At 61.1% G+C, this 17,382-nt stretch carries 14 protein-coding genes; 6 read left to right on the forward strand and 8 right to left on the reverse strand.

Annotated elements, in window-relative coordinates; translation table 11 throughout:
- The first annotated feature begins 111 nt into the window (after positions 1 to 111).
- The 6 genes from AB4N80_RS07885 (at position 112) to AB4N80_RS07910 (ending at position 8,549) form a co-directional block, all read left to right on the forward strand.
- Positions 112 to 408 (forward strand): pyrroloquinoline quinone biosynthesis protein PqqE, encoded by a 297-nt coding sequence (locus AB4N80_RS07885; protein ID WP_122566662.1) that lies wholly within the window; start codon positions 112 to 114, stop codon positions 406 to 408.
- 277 nt (positions 409 to 685) lie between these two features.
- Positions 686 to 2,491: a phenylacyl-CoA dehydrogenase gene (locus AB4N80_RS07890; protein WP_003206230.1), complete on the forward strand. Its 1,806-nt coding sequence runs from the start codon at positions 686 to 688 to the stop codon at positions 2,489 to 2,491.
- Positions 2,492 to 2,868: 377 nt separating this feature from the next.
- Entirely contained in the window at positions 2,869 to 4,158 is a 1,290-nt protein-coding gene (locus tag AB4N80_RS07895; RefSeq protein ID WP_060740334.1) for a GGDEF domain-containing protein, read from the forward strand.
- A gap of 91 nt (positions 4,159 to 4,249) precedes the next feature.
- Complete coding sequence (locus tag AB4N80_RS07900; RefSeq protein ID WP_460081411.1) at positions 4,250 to 6,046, forward strand: acyl-CoA dehydrogenase C-terminal domain-containing protein; 1,797 nt, start codon at positions 4,250 to 4,252, stop codon at positions 6,044 to 6,046.
- A gap of 220 nt (positions 6,047 to 6,266) precedes the next feature.
- A complete protein-coding gene (locus AB4N80_RS07905; protein WP_122566664.1) occupies positions 6,267 to 8,045 on the forward strand; it encodes an acyl-CoA dehydrogenase C-terminal domain-containing protein in 1,779 nt (592 codons plus the stop codon).
- 345 nt (positions 8,046 to 8,390) lie between these two features.
- Positions 8,391 to 8,549, forward strand: a complete 159-nt coding sequence (locus AB4N80_RS07910) for a YqaE/Pmp3 family membrane protein (protein WP_038436734.1) — start codon at positions 8,391 to 8,393, stop codon at positions 8,547 to 8,549.
- A 127-nt stretch (positions 8,550 to 8,676) separates the two neighbouring features.
- Here the strand turns inward: AB4N80_RS07910 and AB4N80_RS07915 are convergent, their stop codons facing one another.
- The 8 genes from AB4N80_RS07915 to AB4N80_RS07950 all read right to left on the reverse strand — a co-directional run bounded on the left by AB4N80_RS07915 (position 8,677) and on the right by AB4N80_RS07950 (position 17,377).
- Complete coding sequence (locus AB4N80_RS07915) at positions 8,677 to 10,506, reverse strand: S9 family peptidase (protein ID WP_460081415.1); 1,830 nt, start codon at positions 10,504 to 10,506, stop codon at positions 8,677 to 8,679.
- Positions 10,472 to 11,641: a pyrroloquinoline quinone biosynthesis protein PqqE gene (gene pqqE, locus AB4N80_RS07920; RefSeq protein ID WP_122566666.1), complete on the reverse strand. Its 1,170-nt coding sequence runs from the start codon at positions 11,639 to 11,641 to the stop codon at positions 10,472 to 10,474. The genes AB4N80_RS07915 and pqqE overlap by 35 nt, the downstream gene beginning before the upstream one ends.
- Positions 11,613 to 11,888, reverse strand: a complete 276-nt coding sequence (pqqD, locus tag AB4N80_RS07925) for a pyrroloquinoline quinone biosynthesis peptide chaperone PqqD (RefSeq protein ID WP_122566667.1) — start codon at positions 11,886 to 11,888, stop codon at positions 11,613 to 11,615. The genes pqqE and pqqD overlap by 29 nt, the downstream gene beginning before the upstream one ends.
- Positions 11,885 to 12,637, reverse strand: coding sequence for a pyrroloquinoline-quinone synthase PqqC (gene pqqC, locus AB4N80_RS07930; protein WP_460081419.1), 753 nt, complete (start codon positions 12,635 to 12,637; stop codon positions 11,885 to 11,887). The genes pqqD and pqqC overlap by 4 nt, the downstream gene beginning before the upstream one ends.
- Positions 12,638 to 12,849: 212 nt before the next feature.
- Positions 12,850 to 13,761: a pyrroloquinoline quinone biosynthesis protein PqqB gene (pqqB, locus tag AB4N80_RS07935; RefSeq protein ID WP_122566669.1), complete on the reverse strand. Its 912-nt coding sequence runs from the start codon at positions 13,759 to 13,761 to the stop codon at positions 12,850 to 12,852.
- 81 nt (positions 13,762 to 13,842) lie between these two features.
- Positions 13,843 to 13,917 carry a pyrroloquinoline quinone precursor peptide PqqA gene (gene pqqA, locus AB4N80_RS07940; RefSeq protein ID WP_003177660.1) on the reverse strand — a complete coding sequence of 25 codons (75 nt, stop codon included), beginning with the start codon at positions 13,915 to 13,917 and terminating at the stop codon, positions 13,843 to 13,845.
- A gap of 170 nt (positions 13,918 to 14,087) precedes the next feature.
- On the reverse strand, positions 14,088 to 16,520 hold the full coding sequence (gene pqqF / locus AB4N80_RS07945; protein ID WP_460081423.1) for a pyrroloquinoline quinone biosynthesis protein PqqF: 2,433 nt from the start codon (positions 16,518 to 16,520) through the stop codon (positions 14,088 to 14,090).
- Between the two features lie 62 nt (positions 16,521 to 16,582).
- A complete protein-coding gene (locus AB4N80_RS07950; protein ID WP_122566671.1) occupies positions 16,583 to 17,377 on the reverse strand; it encodes a carbon-nitrogen hydrolase family protein in 795 nt (264 codons plus the stop codon).
- Positions 17,378 to 17,382: the final 5 nt, after the last annotated feature.

Here is a 17,382-nt window from a genome sequence, read left to right on the forward strand (position 1 = left end):
CAAGGTTTTGCCTATGACGCGGCACTGTGCCATTAGTGTTTTTGTCGGGCCTTTTCCCGGGGCTTCTGATTCAATGGCCCCTGTCGACCCTTCAAGAAGACGAGCTCTGCCATGGAAATCTCAGGAAACACCGCGTTCTATGCCGGTCTGAGCACGATTCAGACAGGGCAGAACCGCGTCGATCAGGCCTCCAGCCAGATCGCCAACAACACAATCGAGCGTTCGGTCACCAGCCAGTCGTCCGAAGTCCAGGTTGATCGCCTGCGTTCGGTGGATCGTAGCCAGCAGTCGGATCTGGCCAGCAACATGGTCGAAATGGCCCAAGGCAAGTTTCAGGTGCAGTTGGGTGTGAGCGTCGCCAAGGCATCCGACGAAATGCTCGGTACGTTGATCGATACCTTTGCCTGATCCTGTTTTTTCAGATTGACCAAAACGCCGCGATTATTCGCGGCGTTCTTGTCTCTAACGTCTTATTGCTCAACTAATCTTTTCCTACGCACACCGCGGATTCTTCAGCGCGATAGATTTCCTGTGTCCGACATTTTTCTCCGGCTGATGACGAACGGCAAAAGATCGGCGCTTGACAAGATTTGGGCGTAAACGTATGTTTCAAACAACTGTTTGACCGCTACAACAAATCCACGCGGTCGTTCATTCCCGGTTACATCAGCAGAGGTTTATCGCTATGCCTGACTACAAGGCCCCCTTGCGTGATATTCGCTTCGTTCGTGACGAACTGCTTGGCTACGAAGCGCATTATCAGAGCCTTCCGGCTTGCCAGGACGCAACTCCGGACATGGTTGACGCCATTCTCGAAGAAGGCGCCAAGTTTTGTGAGCAGGTGCTGGCTCCGCTGAACCGTGTGGGCGACATCGAAGGTTGCACCTGGAGCGAGTCCGGCGTGAAAACCCCGACCGGTTTCAAGGAAGCCTACAAGCAATTCGTCGAAGGCGGCTGGCCAAGCCTGGCCCACGACGTCGAGCATGGCGGTCAAGGCTTGCCGGAGTCCCTGGGCCTGGCGGTCAGCGAGATGGTCGGTGAAGCCAACTGGTCGTGGGGCATGTACCCGGGCCTGTCCCATGGCGCCATGAACACGATTTCCGAGCACGGCACGCCTGAGCAGCAAGAGGCCTACCTGACCAAGCTGGTTTCCGGCGAATGGACCGGCACCATGTGCCTGACCGAACCGCACTGTGGCACCGACCTGGGCATGCTGCGCACCAAGGCCGAGCCTCAGGCCGACGGTTCCTACAAGGTGTCCGGTACGAAGATCTTCATTTCGGCCGGCGAACACGACATGGCCGACAACATCGTCCACATCGTGCTGGCACGCCTGCCGGACGCACCGGCTGGCACCAAGGGCATTTCGCTGTTCATCGTTCCAAAATTCCTGCCTAACGCCGACGGCTCCATCGGCCAGCGCAACGCGGTGAGCTGTGGTTCCCTGGAACATAAGATGGGCATCCACGGCAACGCCACTTGCGTGATGAATTTCGACGCGGCCACCGGTTACCTGATCGGCCCGGCGAACAAAGGCCTGAACTGCATGTTCACCTTCATGAACACCGCGCGCCTGGGCACTGCGCTGCAAGGCCTGGCCCACGCCGAGATCGGCTTCCAGGGCGGCCTGAAATATGCCCGTGATCGCCTGCAAATGCGTTCCCTGACTGGCCCGAAGGCGCCAGACAAGGCCGCCGACCCGATCATCGTGCACCCTGACGTGCGTCGCATGCTGCTGACCATGAAGGCCTTCGCCGAAGGTAACCGGGCGATGGTGTACTTCACCGCCAAGCAGGTCGACATCGTCAAGTACGGCGTGGACGAAGAAGAGAAGAAAAAAGCCGATGCGCTGCTGGCGTTCATGACGCCGATCGCCAAGGCCTTCATGACCGAAGTCGGTTTCGAATCGGCCAACCACGGCGTACAGATCTACGGCGGCCACGGCTTCATCGCCGAGTGGGGCATGGAGCAGAACGTTCGCGACAGCCGCATCTCGATGCTGTACGAAGGCACCACTGGCATTCAGGCCCTCGACCTGCTGGGCCGTAAAGTGCTGATGACCCAGGGCGAGGCGCTCAAGGGCTTCACCAAGATCGTCCACAAGTTCTGCCAGGGCAACGAAGGCAACGAAGCGGTCAAGGAGTTCGTTGAACCCCTGGCTGCGCTGAACAAGGAATGGGGTGAGCTGACCATGAAGGTCGGCATGGCGGCCATGAAAGATCGCGAAGAAGTCGGCGCGGCATCGGTGGACTACCTGATGTACTCCGGTTATGCCTGCCTGGCCTATTTCTGGGCCGACATGGCGCGCCTGGCGGCCGAAAAACTCGCCGCCGGCACCACCGAAGAAGCCTTCTACACCGCCAAGCTGCAGACCGCGCGCTTCTACTTCCAGCGCATCCTGCCGCGGACCCGTACCCACGTAGCAACCATGCTGTCGGGCGCCAACAACCTGATGGACATGAAAGAGGAAGATTTCGCGCTGGGCTACTAAGCCTTACGCGGTTCTTCACAAGCCGCTGCTTCTTCGGGAGCAGCGGCTTTTTCATGTCTGCCGTAAATCCCACATTGGAATGTTCATAGCCACTAAATCTGTATCCGCCGCAGTTCCTTGTGGGAGCGAGCTTGCTCGCGATAGCGGTGTGTCAGCCCATGGATGTGGTGACTGAACAAACGCTATCGCGAGCAAGCTCGCTCCCACGTTGACCAACTGTGATCCTGAAACAATATTCATCCAACCCGACCCTAAGAAAACCGTCCCCTCTGCCGTTACAGCGATGGCAGTGTGACATCTGTCACATCTCGCGTGCCTTACTGCTCCAGTTACAGGCACAATGCCATCTTTGATCAGCCGGGTCGGAGCTTTACCCTTTGCCGCGTTCTTCCGCTGTACGTCTGAGCCATTTCCTACCGTCATTGCTGCTGTTGGTGGCGGGGCTTGCGGCTGCCTACGTCAAGGACCTCAACGTTTTCTTCACCTCGCTGTTCAACGTTCTCCCCACGCTGGTGTTGTTACTGGGCGGAGCGTATTGCGCGGTCTACCGACGTCAACGTGAACTGTTTCTGATGGTCACGGTGTACATCGCCTACTTCCTCCTGGACACCCAGACCGACTTCTATCGCGATAACGGCAAGGTGCGCGAAGACGCAGCGGTGGTATTCCATCTCGTCTGCCTGTTGCTGCCGCTGTTGTTCGGGCTGTTCGCGGCGTGGCAGGAGCGCACCCACCTGTTCCAGGACATGGTGGCGCGGTTCGCGGTGTTGCTGGTCTTTGGCAGTGTGGCGCTGGCCCTGGAGCAGAGTTTCCCCCAGGCCTTGCTGTTGTGGCTCTCGGAGATCCGCTGGCCGGCGTTGCACGGTGCCTGGATGAGCCTGATCCAATTGTCCTACCCGATGTTCGCCGCCGCATTCCTGCTGCTGGCCTGGCAATATTGGCGCAATCCCCGGCCACTGCACGCGGCGCAACTGGTGGGTTTGCTCGGTTTGTTCTGGATGCTGCCGAAGACCTTCATCCTGCCGTTCACCCTGAACATCATGTGCAGCCAGGTGATGCTGATGATCGCTGCGGCGGTCGCCCACGAAGCCTATCAAATGGCCTTCCGTGACGAACTCACCGGTCTGCCGGGCCGTCGGGCACTGAACGAACGCATGCAGCGCCTGGGGCGCAACTATGTGTTGGCGATGAGCGATGTGGACCATTTCAAGAAATTCAACGACACCCATGGTCATGACGTGGGTGATCAGGTATTGCGCCTGGTCGCCAGCAAATTGTCGAAGATCGGCGGTGGCGGTAGGGCATATCGCTACGGCGGTGAGGAATTTGCCCTGGTGTTCGCCGGCAAGACCATCGACGAGTGCATGCCCCATCTGGAAGTCATCCGCCAGTCCATCGAGACGTACGCCATCCAGCTGCGCAATCCCGACAGCCGTCCCCAGGACGATCAGCAAGGCCGCCAGCGTCGCTCCGGCGCGGGTGCTTCCAGCGTATCGGTGACGGTCAGCATCGGCGTCGCGGAACGCCTTGAGCAGCGCACTCCCGAAGAAGTGCTCAAATCCGCCGATCAGGCGCTGTACAACGCCAAGGGCGCGGGGCGTAACTGTGTGGTTGCCTTCGGCCAGAACCGCCGCGGCGCGGTGCGCATGGAAGCCGCCGCGGGTTGAGTGATGACGGCGCATTCAGCGTCTGGACTGTGATTGTGGGCCAGGGTGGCCGGCAGTAGGTTGAAACGATCTGCTACCGGAGAAAACCACCATGCCCGAGTACAAAGCCCCCCTGCGCGACATGCGCTTTCTGATTGATCACGTCTTCGATTTCCATGGCCGTTATGCCGAACTGGGCGCCAGCGATGCCAGCCCGGACATGGTCAGCGCGATCCTCGAGGAAGGCGCCAGGTTCTGTGAGAACGTGCTGGCGCCGCTCAATCGTTCCGGTGACGAAGAGGGCTGCCATTTCGACAACGGCATAGTCACTACGCCTACAGGCTTCAAGCAGGCTTTCGCACAGTACGTGGAAGGCGGCTGGCATGGCTTGGCGGCGGACCCGGCGTATGGTGGCCAAGGCTTGCCCAGCTCCCTGGGCCTGGTCATCAGCGAGATGATCGGTTCCAGCAACACGTCCTGGGGCATGTACCCGGGCCTGACTCACGGCGCCATGTCGGCGATTCACGCCCACGGCACGGCGGAACAGAAACAGACCTACCTGAGCAAACTCACCGCCGGCCAGTGGACCGGCACCATGTGCCTGACCGAAGCCCATTGCGGCACCGATCTGGGCATCATCAAGACCCGCGCCGTGCCCCAGGCCGACGGCAGCTACGCGATTTCCGGCAGCAAGATTTTCATTTCCGCCGGCGAACACGACATGAGCGATAACATCATCCACTTGGTGCTGGCCAAGCTGCCGGACGCCCCCGCCGGGACCAAAGGCATCTCGTTGTTCATTGTGCCCAAGTTCCTGCCCGACGCCACGGGTGAGGCCGGGCCACGCAATGGCGTTTCCTGCGGCTCGATCGAACACAAGATGGGCATCAAGGCCTCGGCCACCTGCGTGCTGAATTTCGATGGGGCCAAGGGGTTCCTGATCGGCGAGCCAAACAAAGGCCTCAACTGTATGTTCACCATGATGAATCATGCCCGGCTCGGTACTGGCATGCAGGGCCTGTGTCTGGGGGAGGCGAGCTTCCAGGGCGCGATCAAATACGCCAACGACCGTTTGCAGATGCGCGCGCTGACCGGCCCCAAGGCACCGGAAAAAGCCGCCGACCCGATCATCGTTCATCCCGATGTGCGCAGGATGTTGCTGACCATGAAGGCCTTCAACGAAGGCAACCGGGCGCTGACGTATTTCACCGCGCAGCTGCTCGATACCGCGCACCTGAGCCCGGACGCAACCGCGCGCCAGGAGGCAGAGGACCTGCTGGCGTTTCTCACCCCGATCTGCAAGGCCTTCATGACCGACACCGGGCTGGAGGTGACCAACCACGGCATGCAAGTGTTCGGCGGCCATGGCTTCATTCGCGAGTGGGGCATGGAGCAGTTGGTGCGCGACTGCCGCATCGCGCCGATCTATGAAGGGACCAACGGCATTCAGGCCTTGGATCTTTTGGGGCGCAAGGTGCTGGGTAGTCAGGGCAAGTTGTTGCGTGGCTTCACCAAAATCGTCCATAAATTTTGCGCTGCCAACGCTGGGCATCCGCAGCTCAAGGATTTCGTCGAGCAACTCGACGGGCTCAACCAGCAATGGGGCGAACTGACCACCCGGGTCGGCATGGCCGCCATGAAGAATCCGGATGAAGTGGGTGCCGCCTCGGTGGACTATCTGATGTACAGCGGCTACATCATCCTGGCCTACCTGTGGTTGCGCATGGCCTTGGTGGCCCAGGCGCAGCTCGACAGTGGCACGGGGGATGGCGATTTTTGTCGGGCAAAATTGGCGACCTGCGAGTTTTACTTCAAGCGTCTGCTGCCGCGCACGACCGCCCATCGGTCTGCCATCGAGGCGGGGAGCGATTGTCTGATGAAGCTGCCGGCGGAGTTGTTTGCACTTTGATTTAGAGGGAATGCCAACAGATCGCAGGCTTCGCCAGCTCCTACAGGGAATACGCATTTCCATGTAGGAGCTGGCGAAGCCTGCGATCTTTAGTGATGACTAAAAATAACAAAACAGTCATGGGTTGACCCTATGTGTCGCAAAAGTTGTTGAGGTACACTCAGGTCATTGCGAAAACCGTCTTTTACGAACCAATTGTTTAGATCCTGCGAGGTTTGCCATGGCTGACTACAAAGCGCCCCTGCGCGATATGCGCTTCGTCCTCAATGAAGTGTTCGAGGTCGCGAAGCTCTGGGCCCAATTGCCGGCGCTGGCCGACACCGTGGACGCTGAAACGGTCGAAGCGATCCTCGAAGAAGCCGGCAAAGTCACCAGCAAAAGCATTGCCCCCCTCAGCCGCGCCGCTGATGAAGAAGGCTGCCACTGGGCCGACGGCGCCGTCACCACGCCAGCAGGTTTCCCACAGGCCTACAAGACTTACGCTGAAGGTGGTTGGGTCGGTGTCGGCGGTGATCCGGTGTACGGCGGCATGGGCATGCCCAAGGCCGTTTCGGCCCAGGTCGAGGAGATGGTCAACTCCGCCAGCCTGTCCTTCGGTCTGTACCCGATGCTGACCGCTGGCGCTTGCCTGTCGATCAACGCCCATGCCAGTGAAGAACTGAAGGCGGCGTACCTGCCGAACATGTACGCCGGCCTCTGGGCCGGTTCCATGTGCCTGACCGAGCCTCACGCCGGTACGGACCTGGGGATCATCCGCACCAAGGCCGAACCCCAGGCCGACGGCTCCTACAAGGTCAGTGGCACGAAGATTTTCATCACCGGTGGCGAGCACGACCTCACCGAGAACATCATTCACCTGGTGCTGGCAAAGCTGCCAGACGCGCCGGCAGGGCCCAAAGGGATCTCGCTGTTCCTGGTCCCCAAGTTCATGGTCAATGCCGACGGCAGCCTGGGCGCGCGTAACGCGGCCAACTGCGGGTCGATCGAACACAAGATGGGCATCCAGGCGTCCGCCACCTGCGTGATGAACTTCGATGAAGCCGTGGGTTACCTGGTGGGCGAGCCGAACAAAGGCCTGGCGGCGATGTTCACCATGATGAACTACGAGCGTCTGGGGGTTGGTATCCAAGGCCTGGCCTCCGGTGAGCGTTCCTACCAGAACGCCGTCGAATATGCCCGTGACCGCCTGCAAAGCCGTTCGCCCACTGGTGCGCAGAACAAGGACAAGGTCGCTGACCCGATCATCGTCCACCCCGACGTGCGCCGGATGCTGCTGACCATGAAGGCCTCGAACGAGGGTGGCCGGGCCTTTTCCACCTACGTGGCGATGCAACTGGACACCGCCAAGTTCAGCGAAGACCCGGTCACCCGCAAACGCGCCGAAGACTTGGTGGCGTTGCTGACCCCAGTGGCCAAGGCTTTTCTGACCGACCTGGGCCTGGAAACCACCGTCCATGGCCAACAGGTGTTCGGCGGCCATGGTTACATTCGTGAATGGGGCCAGGAGCAACTGGTGCGTGACGTGCGCATCACCCAGATCTACGAAGGCACCAACGGTATCCAGGCGCTGGACCTGGTAGGGCGCAAGATCGTCGGCAGCGGCGGCGCGTTCTACCGGTTGTTCGCCGATGAAATCCGCCATTTCACTGCCACCGCGAGCAGCGACCTGGAGGAATTCGTCAAGCCGTTGAACAGCGCGGTCGACACGCTGGACGAATTGACCGACTGGCTGCTGGACCGGGCGAAGAACAACCCGAATGAAATCGGCGCGGCGTCGGTGGAGTACCTCCAGGCGTTCGGCTACACCGCGTACGCCTACATGTGGGCGCTGATGGCCCGGGCGGCCTTGGGCAAGGAAAGCCAGGATGATTTCTACGCAAGCAAACTGGGTACGGCGCGGTTCTATTTTGCCCGCCTGCTGCCGCGTATTCATTCCTTGAGCGCATCGGTCAAGGCGGGCAGCGAGTCGCTGTTCCTGCTGGAAGCCAGCCAGTTCTGAAATGATGACGATGTGTAAGCATTTGCTTACACATCGTGCTGGCGTTTTCCCTCTATCGGCAGATTGGATCCAGGGCTAATCTAGCTTCCAAGGACGTAGCGCAGGACGCGCAAAGGCAACAACACGGACACGTAGGATTCTGCCAGGACGGCGGAGTGAAATGGATGTCAGGGAAACAGTCTGCAAAGCCCCGCTTCGGCGGGGTTTTCTTTTGTCTGCGTTTTTTTTCGTGAGTGGATTTGGCCGTTCGGCCGCCAGCCTGATTGTTTTTCACTGAACCCTGACGAGCGGTCGTGGGTCAATGAGCTATATGGCAACGTAGCCATCGCCAATCAGGAGTCATCCATGGATATCATTCGAATCATCATCGCCATTCTGCTGCCGCCGTTGGGGGTATTCCTGCAAGTCGGTTTCGGCGGGGCGTTCTGGCTGAATATCCTGCTGACGCTGTTGGGTTACATCCCGGGCATCGTGCATGCGGTGTATATCATCGCCAAGCGCTGAATTCATCGGTCATGAAATCCTCCTGTGGGAGCGAGCTTGCTCGCGATAGCAATAGTCCAGTCAACATGTCCATAGACTGACACACCGCTATCGCGAGCAAGCTCACTCCCACAGTTTGCTTGGCTTCCTATAGATCGCCGTCCATCACCTTGCGATAAAACAACCACTCATGCTCCAGCGCATGCGCCTGGTTCGCAGCCTTGCGAAAACCGTGGCGCTCATCCGGATAGTAGTGCGCCTCGACCGCAACGCCGTTGGCCTGTAAGGCACTGACCATGTCGCGGGTTTGCTGCGGTACCACCACGGCGTCCAGCTCACCCTGGAAAAAGATCACCGGCACGCGGATGTTCCCGGCGTGCAGCAGCGGAGTACGGGCGCGGTAGCGTTCAACGTCCTGCTGCGGGTCGCCGATCAGCCAGTCCAGATAATCACCTTCGAACTTGTGCGTGGCCCGGCCGAGGGCGACGGGGTCGCTCACGCCATAGAGGCTGGCGCCGGCCCGGAATACCTCATGGAACGCCAAGGCGCAGAGGGTCGTGTAGCCACCGGCACTGCCACCGCGGATGAACGCATGACGGCCGTCGATCAGGCCTTGTTCATCCAGGTAGGCGACCACCGCGCAGGCATCCTCGACATCCACCACGCCCCAGTTCAAATGCAACGCCTGCCGATAGGCCCGACCATAGCCGCTGCTGCCGCGGTAATTGAGATCGGCAACGGCAAAGCCGCGCTGGGTCCAATACTGGATACGCGGATCGAACAGGGGATAACAGGCTGAGGTGGGGCCGCCATGAATGAACACCACCAAGGGCGGTTTCGAGGGTGCATTCATGGCCGGGTAAAAGAACCCGTGGGCCTCACCTGACCCGGAGGGATAGCGCAGGGTCCGAGGACGGCTGATCTGTTCGTCGGGCAATGGCGCGACGCCGCCGGCCAGCACCGCCACTTCATGACTCTGCCGCTCGATGGCAATGACTGCCGATGGGCGGGTCGGCGAGGCGGCAATGGCGTAGATGAACCGCTCATCCAGCGCCAGACTGCGAAAGCGGCTATAGGTGCCGGTAAAGTCCTCACTGGCCTGGTCATCGCGACACAGGCCCAGACGCCCGAAACCCGCTTCGGTCCAACTCGCCAGGTAGGTGCCTTCATCCAGCGGCAGCCAGGTACAGCCCCCCAGTTGCCAAGGCGCCGGGGCGTGATCGGCTTCGGCGGCGGGCAGTGGTTCCAGGCCTTGAGCCGACTCCCTCCAGGGCTGCCAATAACCACCGCGATCAGTCAGGCAATAAAGGCGACTGGCCGTGTCGAAGCGCGGTTGCTGGATGGACTCTTCTTCACCGTTGCCCGCGACACAGCGCGGCTCTCCCCAGCCCGAAGCATTGCGCTCGGCCAACATCAACCGCGTTGCTGTCCAGGGTTGATGCGGGCGGCTCCACTCAATCCAGGCGAGCCGCTGACCGTCCGGGCTCAGGGTCGGCGAGGCGTAGAAATCGGCGCCTTCGGCCAGCAGATGTCGTTGATGATCCGCCAACCCGATCGACACCAGGCGATGCTGGTTGGCTTGTTCTTCCACCGCCAGTACCTGGCCGTCGGCGAAACCAAGATCCCCGTAGCGGCACTCACCGGAGGTCAGCGCCACGGGGTGTTCGTCGTTCAGGGATTGGTGATACAGCTGCTGGTCGGCCTCATTGACGAACAGCACACCGTCGTGGCTCAGGCAGAATGATCCACCGCCGTATTCATAGACCCGGCTGCGCGCGCTGAACCCGTCCGGCGTCAGGCAGCGGGGCATGGCATCTTGCCAATGCCAGAGCCGACAGGCACCGTCCGCGGGGCGGTATTCATTCCAGAACAAGCCCAGGGGCCCGACCTGCAGTTCGGCGAAGTCGGTGCCGGCGGCAACCGCCTGGGCGGCGCTGAAAGGCTCAGCCTTTAGCGATGAGGCGTGAGTTTCGTTCATTGCGAAAGGCCAACTGTTCAATGGTTTGCGTGGCATGTTCGGCGTCTTCACGCGCCTTGAGAATCACCCCGTGGTGCTCGGATTTGCTGCACACCGGGTCGGCATTACTGGCGTCGCCGGTGAGCATGAACGCCTGGCAGCGACAGCCGCCGAAGTCCTTTTCCTTTTCATCGCAGGAGCGGCACGGTTCGGGCATCCAGTCATAACCGCGGAAGCGGTTGAAGCCGAACGAGTCGTACCAGATATGCTGCATGCTGTGGTCGCGCACATTGGGAAACTGCACCGGCAATTGTCGGGCACCGTGACAGGGCAATGCCGTGCCGTCCGGTGTGACGGTGAGGAAAATGCTGCCCCAGCCGTTCATGCAGCCCTTGGGGCGTTCTTCATAGTAGTCCGGCGTGACAAAGATCAACTTGCACGGATTACCTTCAGCTTCCAGCTTGGCACGGTATTCATTGGTGATGCGCTCGGCACGCACCAATTGTTCCCGGGTGGGCAGCAGGCCGACACGGTTGAGCTGCGCCCAGCCGTAGAACTGGCAGGTGGCGAGTTCGACGAAGTCGGCTTCCAGGGCGATGCACAACTCGATGATGCGGTCGATCTTGTCGATGTTGTGCCGATGGGTCACGAAGTTCAGCACCATCGGATAGCCGTGGGCCTTCACCGCCCGGGCCATTTCCAGTTTCTGCGCGAAGGCTTTCTTCGAGCCGGCCAAGAGGTTGTTCACCTGCTCGTCGCTGGCCTGGAAACTGATCTGGATATGGTCCAGGCCGGCCTTTTTGAAGTCGCTGATTTTCTGTTCGCTCAAGCCGATGCCGGAGGTGATCAGGTTGGTATAGAAACCCAGCCTGCGCGCCTCGGCGATCAACTCGGCCAGGTCCTGGCGCACCAACGGCTCGCCACCGGAAAAACCCAACTGCGCGGCGCCCATCTCCCGGGCTTCGCGAAACACCTTGAACCACTGCTCGGTGCTCAGCTCCTTGCCCTGCTCGGCGAAGTCCAGCGGGTTGGAGCAGTACGGGCATTGCAATGGGCAGCGATAGGTCAGTTCGGCCAGCAGCCACAGCGGCAGGCCGACTTCCGGCTTGGGCGGCAGGCCGGTAGTGTCAGGCAAGTTCGATCCAGTGCTGTGCACGGGCGACCTCCATGAATTGCTCGATGTCATCACCGAGTTCAGGCACGTCGGGAAACTGCTTGGCCAACGCGTCGATGATCGCCGCGACATCCCGCTCACCGTCGATCAGGCCACCGATCAGTGCAGCGCTGTCGTTCAACTTGATCATGCCTTCAGGATAGAGCAGCACGTGGCCTTTCTGGGCCGGTTCGTACTGGAAGCGATAGCCGGGGCGCCAGCGCGGGGTTTGGCTGCGGTCGAAACTCATAAGGTAATTCCTTTGTGCCAAACCCGTTGGTCGGTCACGGTGTGATAGGGCGGGCGGTTCAATTCGTAGGCCATGGTCATGGCGTCGAGCATGCTCCAGAGGATGTCCAGCTTGAACTGAAGAATCTCCAACATGCGTTCCTGCCCTGCGCGGGTGGTGTAGTGCTGCAAGGTGATCGCCAAGCCATGCTCCACGTCACGCCGGGCCTGGCCCAGGCGGGTGCGGAAGTATTCATAGCCGGCCGGGTCGATCCATGGGTAATGCTGGGGCCAACTATCCAGGCGCGACTGGTGGATTTGCGGGGCGAACAGTTCGGTCAGCGAGCTGCTGGCGGCTTCCTGCCAGCAGGCCCGGCGGGCGAAGTTGACGTAGGCATCCACCGCAAAACGAACCCCCGGCAGCACCAACTTCTGGGAACGCAGTTGGTCGGGGTCCAGGCCCACCGCTTGGCCCAGCCGTAGCCAGGCTTCGATGCCACCGTCTTCGCCGGGTGCGCCGTCATGGTCGAGCAGGCGCTGGATCCACTCGCGACGGATTTCCCGGTCCGGGCAGTTGGCCAGGATCGCGGCGTCCTTGAGCGGGATGTTCACTTGATAGTAGAAACGATTCGCGACCCAGCCCTGGATCTGCTCGCGAGTGGCACGGCCTTCATACATCGCCACGTGGTAGGGGTGATGGATGTGGTAATACGCGCCTTTGGCACGCAGGGCCGCTTCGAACTCGGCGGGGGACAGGGGGGTGTCAGTCATTTCGGTCTCCAGGGAATGCCTGTGGGTTCTGTGGCGTCAGGGTTGGCCTCATCGCGAGCAAGCTCGCTCCCACACGGGTTTTGCTGTGAATCAGGTAGCCAGTACGACTCGGACTACTGTGGGAGCGAGCTTGCTCGCGATAGCGTCCGGTCAGCCAGCATCAATGGCGGCTGAGATCCCACAACCCCGCTCCCACAATCGTCCCGCCTTTCCTACAACTCAATACTCATTCCGTCGTAAGACACTTCAATCTTTCGGCGTACAAGTTCAGCCCGCTCGGGTGAGTCTTCGTCGAGGATCGGGTTGGTGTTGTTGATATGAATAAGGATCTTGCGCGGCAAGGGCAGTTGCTCCAGCACTTCGATCATTCCGCCGGGACCGTTCTGTGCCAGATGACCCATTTCCCGACCGGTGCGCGTGCCGACGCCACGGCGCTGCATTTCATCGTCGTCCCACATCGTGCCGTCCACCAACAGGCAATCGCTGTCGGCCATGATCTCCAGCAACGCCCCGTCAACCTGGCCCAGGCCCGGGGCGTAGAACAGCTTGCCGCCCGTGCGCAGGTCTTCGATGATCAGGCCAATGTTGTCGCCCGGGTGCGGATCGAAGCGGTGCGGTGAATAGGGCGGTGCGGCGCTGCGCAATGGCAACGGGGTGAACCGCAGGTTCGGGCAGGCCGGGATGATGAAACTCTGGTCGAGCTCGATGCGGTTCCAGCTCAACCCGCCGTTCCAGTGGGTCAGCATGTTGAACAGCGGGAAACCGGTACTCAGGTCTTCATGGACCATGTCGGTGCACCAGACTTGGTGGGGGCAACCCTCACGCAGGCTGAGCAGGCCGGTGGTGTGGTCGATCTGGCTGTCCATCAGGATGATCGCGCCAATGCCGGTGTCGCGCAGGGCTCGGCCAGGCTGCATTGGGGCAAAACCTTGGAGCTGGGCACGAATGTCCGGGGAGGCGTTGCACAGCACCCAGTTCACGCCGTCATCGGACAGGGCGATGGACGACTGGGTACGCGCCTGGGCCCGCAGGCTGCCGTTGCGAAAACCTGCGCAGTTGGCGCAGTTGCAGTTCCACTGGGGGAAACCGCCGCCGGCGGCGGAACCTAGAATCTGGACAAACATGGCTGCTCCATCTGCAAACCGAAATAAAAAACGCCCCGGCTGACCGAGGCGTAGTGCTGCGTGCTTAACCGCCCGCGGCAATCAGCGGCTGGCGAAGTACATAGTGACTTCGAAACCGATACGCAGGTCGATATATGCGGGTTTGGACCAGGACATGGGAATACTCCTTTGGTTGGGGGACTTTGGTTCGATGGAACGGGTGAGATCTATACATATAGTCCACCTCCGTTCGGAGATGTTCAGATGCTTAGGCGCCTATGTTACTAAATCTGACAAATTCGTTCGCCGCGATTCTCGAAGAAAGCTCATTACAGCGGCTGCAATGATCACTGCGCCCCTTGCCAGTGTTCTGGCGGGCAGGTGCCGTTGCTCAGGCAATGCCATCCCCCTTGCGCATCGATTAAACCCTGGGCGGCAGTCTCGAGTTGGGCGCGATCCAGGCACAGGATGGCAGCGGACAGTTGCTCAAGATAATCCGACGGGCGGCCGGCCAGCTTGCCTTGCCAGAGCAGTTCGGCGGCCTGGGCGAAGGGCAGGGCGGTGCTTTGGAGCTGGGCGGCGAGCGCCTGCTGCTGGCCGGTCAGGGAGGAATCATCGAACTGCTGGATCAGCGCCGGTAACCCAGCCAGGAATTGCTCGATGTGGGCGATCAACTGCACCGCCGAGAAGCTGGGCGACTGGACGCCGAACAGCAACCCGGTTTGCCCGTCGACCTGCTTCAAGCCGCTGAACACCGCATAACCCAACTGCAACTCGACGCGCAGGCGCTGGTAGAACGGCGTCTGGCACAGCTGCGCCAGCAACCGCCAGGCGGCTTCGTCTGCCAGCGCCAGGGTGGCCGTCGGGCAAAACAGCAACACGGCCGATTCTTCACCGTGGGTCTGGCGCCTATGCCAGATGCGTTGCCTACGCGACGCCGTCGCCAGGCTGACGTCCACGCCGGCAATGCCCGGCACACGGGCCAGCGCTGGGCCAAGCGCCCCTTGGGTGGCGGCCGACAGACCGATGGACAGCCCGTCCCAGCGGGCCGTTGTCCACACGTTCTGGTCGCTGTCGGGCAATGGCAACACTGACGATTGCCGGCAATGATTCGGCAGCGCCTTCAACAGCTGTCGAATCGGCATCGACGGAGTTTCGTCACCGGCCTGGGCCGTTGGCAGCGGTTGGGCAAGCTTCGCCAGAACGTGTTCAAGCACCAGTGGCATCGGCGCCTGCAAACCGACCAATTTCAACAGCCATTGATGAGCGGACGCTTCGAAACTGACGTCCACGCCGGCCTGGCCTGCATCTTCACGCACATCCTGCAGCTGCCGGTCGAGCCTGGATTGAACGTCGAGCGGTGCCTGGGTCGTCAGTTGCCAGCGCAGGTACACCGCGCCTTCACGACCGTTGTCTGGCAGCGCCTGGCTGAACTGCATGGGCGAGCGTTCCCGCCGGCCCCGGGAGCGATCCTGGGCGAAGGTGCGCAAGCCGCGGTGGGCGCTGGTCTGGCCGCGTATCAGCCCGGCGCGAGGCGCTTCGCTGGGTGTTTGCAGGAACGGATTGGGCGCGGGCAATTGCCAGGGTTCCACGACGTTCTCGACGGGGTGCAGTTGCCTGAGAATTTCCCTGAGCCGAACGAGGTCATTTGCCAGCAGCGGCGCGTCACGTCCTTCACCGTCCCAGCGGGCCAACTGCAAGGCCGATCCTGTCTCCTGTCGACGCTGCAACAGCGCGGTGAATTCCTGGCGCAACGGTGCCCAGTCATCCTGGGCGGCAAAGAAGCCTAACCAGTCGTGCAGCAACGGCTCGATTTGCACCGCCGCCTGCGCGTTGCCGTGCTTGCATTCGATGTGCAGCAGCGCCTGGTCGGCAAACTCATACAATGCGGTGGCCTTGAGGCTGTCCGCCAGGCCACGCTGACGCAACGTGGCAAGCAGGCCACCCGGTTTGCTGGAGTTCAGCCACGTGCAGAGAAAGTCCAGGGCTTGGGGCGAGGCGGCGGGCAACGCTTCGAAGGCGAACAGCAAATCGAGACAATCTTCGCGGACCTGTTGATAACTTGTCTGGGACGACGCCATCAGCTTAGGCGGCGAGAGTCTGGCAACCACTTCACCGGTCGGTACATGGCTGCCGAACTGTTCCGCCAGCGCTTTCAAGGTCTCGATGCTTTGCGGGCCGGCCAGGCTCAGGATCATCTGGCCGCTTTGGTAGAAACGGCGATAGAAGTCGTGCAATGCCGTTTGGAATTCTGCGTGCTCCACCGCGAGACTGTCGCGATTGCCGGCATGAAAGCCCCGCAGCGGGTGGGACGCTGACACGCCGTCGTACAAGGCAAGCTGTCGCTGGGCGGCTGCATCCTGGGACCAGGCGATGAACTCTGCGTGCAGCACTTCCCGTTCGCGCAACTGATCAGCTTCATCCAGGCGTGGCTGAGCGAGCATGTCCCACAGCCGTTGCAACCCGTCGGCGAAGGTTGCGGGAGGGAGCTCGAAGAAAAAATCCGTGGTGCGTTCACTGGTGCGTGCATTGACCTGACCGCCGTGCCGCTGCACGTAGGCCATCAGGTTTTCCCCGGCGGGAAACCGTTCGGTGCCGAGGAAGAGTAGATGTTCGAGCAAGTGCGCCATGCCCGGCCAAGCCAGAGGTGCATCATGGCTGCCAGCGGCGACGCGCAGTACCGCGGCGCTGCGCTTGAGACCCGGGACATGACGCAAGGTCACCCGCAAGCCGTTGACCAGGGTTTCAGTGTGGGGGCGGAGGGAATCGGGGACCGGCATGGGCGCTTCCAGAACAAGGATGCGCCCATGCTAGCGGATCAGGGCCCTTTCTCAATCCTCAATCAGTGTTTGTGCAGGTCGTCGTAAAGCTCGGGGCGGCGATCATGCAGGTAGTTGTAGGCCGCGCGGGAGTCGTCCAGCAGTTGTCGATCCAGTTCACCGACGATCAAGGCCTCGTCCAGCCCCGCAAGCGCCGGGCGACCGCCGTTCGGTGCGGCGATGCTGCTTTGGCCGCAATACTGCAATTCACCTTCGTGGCCGCAGTAGTTGGCGTACGCCACGAAACACTGGTTCTCGATGGCCCGGGCACGCACGGTGACGTCGGCGATGAATTCGTAGGGCTGCATGTTGGCGGTTGGCACCAGGATCAGCTCGGCACCGGCCAGGGCCAGGCGTCGGGCGTTTTCCGGGAATTCCAGGTCGTAGCAGATCAAGAGGCCGAGTTTCCAGCCGTTGAGCTCGACGATGGGCAGCGCGGCGTCGCCGGCGCTGAACATGGCGTGATCGAGGTCGCCGAACAGGTGGCTCTTGCGGTAGTTGGCCAGGCGCTCGCCCTGGGCGTCGATCAGTTGCACGGCGTTGTAGATCTGCCCATCTTCGCTGCGTTCAGGGTAGCCATAGACAATCGCCAGGCCGGCCGCCTTGGCAATGCGGGCGATCTGTTGCGCCCACTCGCCGTTGTAGACCTCGGCCAGTACATTCACCGCATCGACACCGATGTTGTAGCCGGTCATGAACATCTCCGGCAGCACCAGCACATCGGCGCCCCTGGCTTCCAGCGCCACCTGATGCAGGCGTTGCAGGTTGCCGGCCGGATCCAGTGGCAGCGGTGGGCATTGGTAGAGGGCTACGCGCATCGAAA

The sequence above is a fragment of the Pseudomonas sp. H3_A02 genome (assembly GCF_054671965.1).

Excerpts from the sequence above, each read along its gene's own strand:
- AB4N80_RS07915 (WP_460081415.1), bottom strand. The coding sequence starts at position 10,506 with ATGAACGAAACTCACGCCTCATCGCTAAAGGCTGAGCCTTTCAGCGCC.
- AB4N80_RS07900 (WP_460081411.1), top strand. The coding sequence starts at position 4,250 with ATGCCCGAGTACAAAGCCCCCCTGCGCGACATGCGCTTTCTGATTGAT.
- AB4N80_RS07890 (WP_003206230.1), top strand. The coding sequence starts at position 686 with ATGCCTGACTACAAGGCCCCCTTGCGTGATATTCGCTTCGTTCGTGAC.
- pqqD (WP_122566667.1), bottom strand. The coding sequence starts at position 11,888 with ATGAGTTTCGACCGCAGCCAAACCCCGCGCTGGCGCCCCGGCTATCGC.
- AB4N80_RS07910 (WP_038436734.1), top strand. The coding sequence starts at position 8,391 with ATGGATATCATTCGAATCATCATCGCCATTCTGCTGCCGCCGTTGGGG.
- pqqC (WP_460081419.1), bottom strand. The coding sequence starts at position 12,637 with ATGACTGACACCCCCCTGTCCCCCGCCGAGTTCGAAGCGGCCCTGCGT.
- pqqF (WP_460081423.1), bottom strand. The coding sequence starts at position 16,520 with ATGCCGGTCCCCGATTCCCTCCGCCCCCACACTGAAACCCTGGTCAAC.
- pqqB (WP_122566669.1), bottom strand. The coding sequence starts at position 13,761 with ATGTTTGTCCAGATTCTAGGTTCCGCCGCCGGCGGCGGTTTCCCCCAG.
- AB4N80_RS07885 (WP_122566662.1), top strand. The coding sequence starts at position 112 with ATGGAAATCTCAGGAAACACCGCGTTCTATGCCGGTCTGAGCACGATT.
- AB4N80_RS07950 (WP_122566671.1), bottom strand. The coding sequence starts at position 17,377 with ATGCGCGTAGCCCTCTACCAATGCCCACCGCTGCCACTGGATCCGGCC.
- AB4N80_RS07905 (WP_122566664.1), top strand. The coding sequence starts at position 6,267 with ATGGCTGACTACAAAGCGCCCCTGCGCGATATGCGCTTCGTCCTCAAT.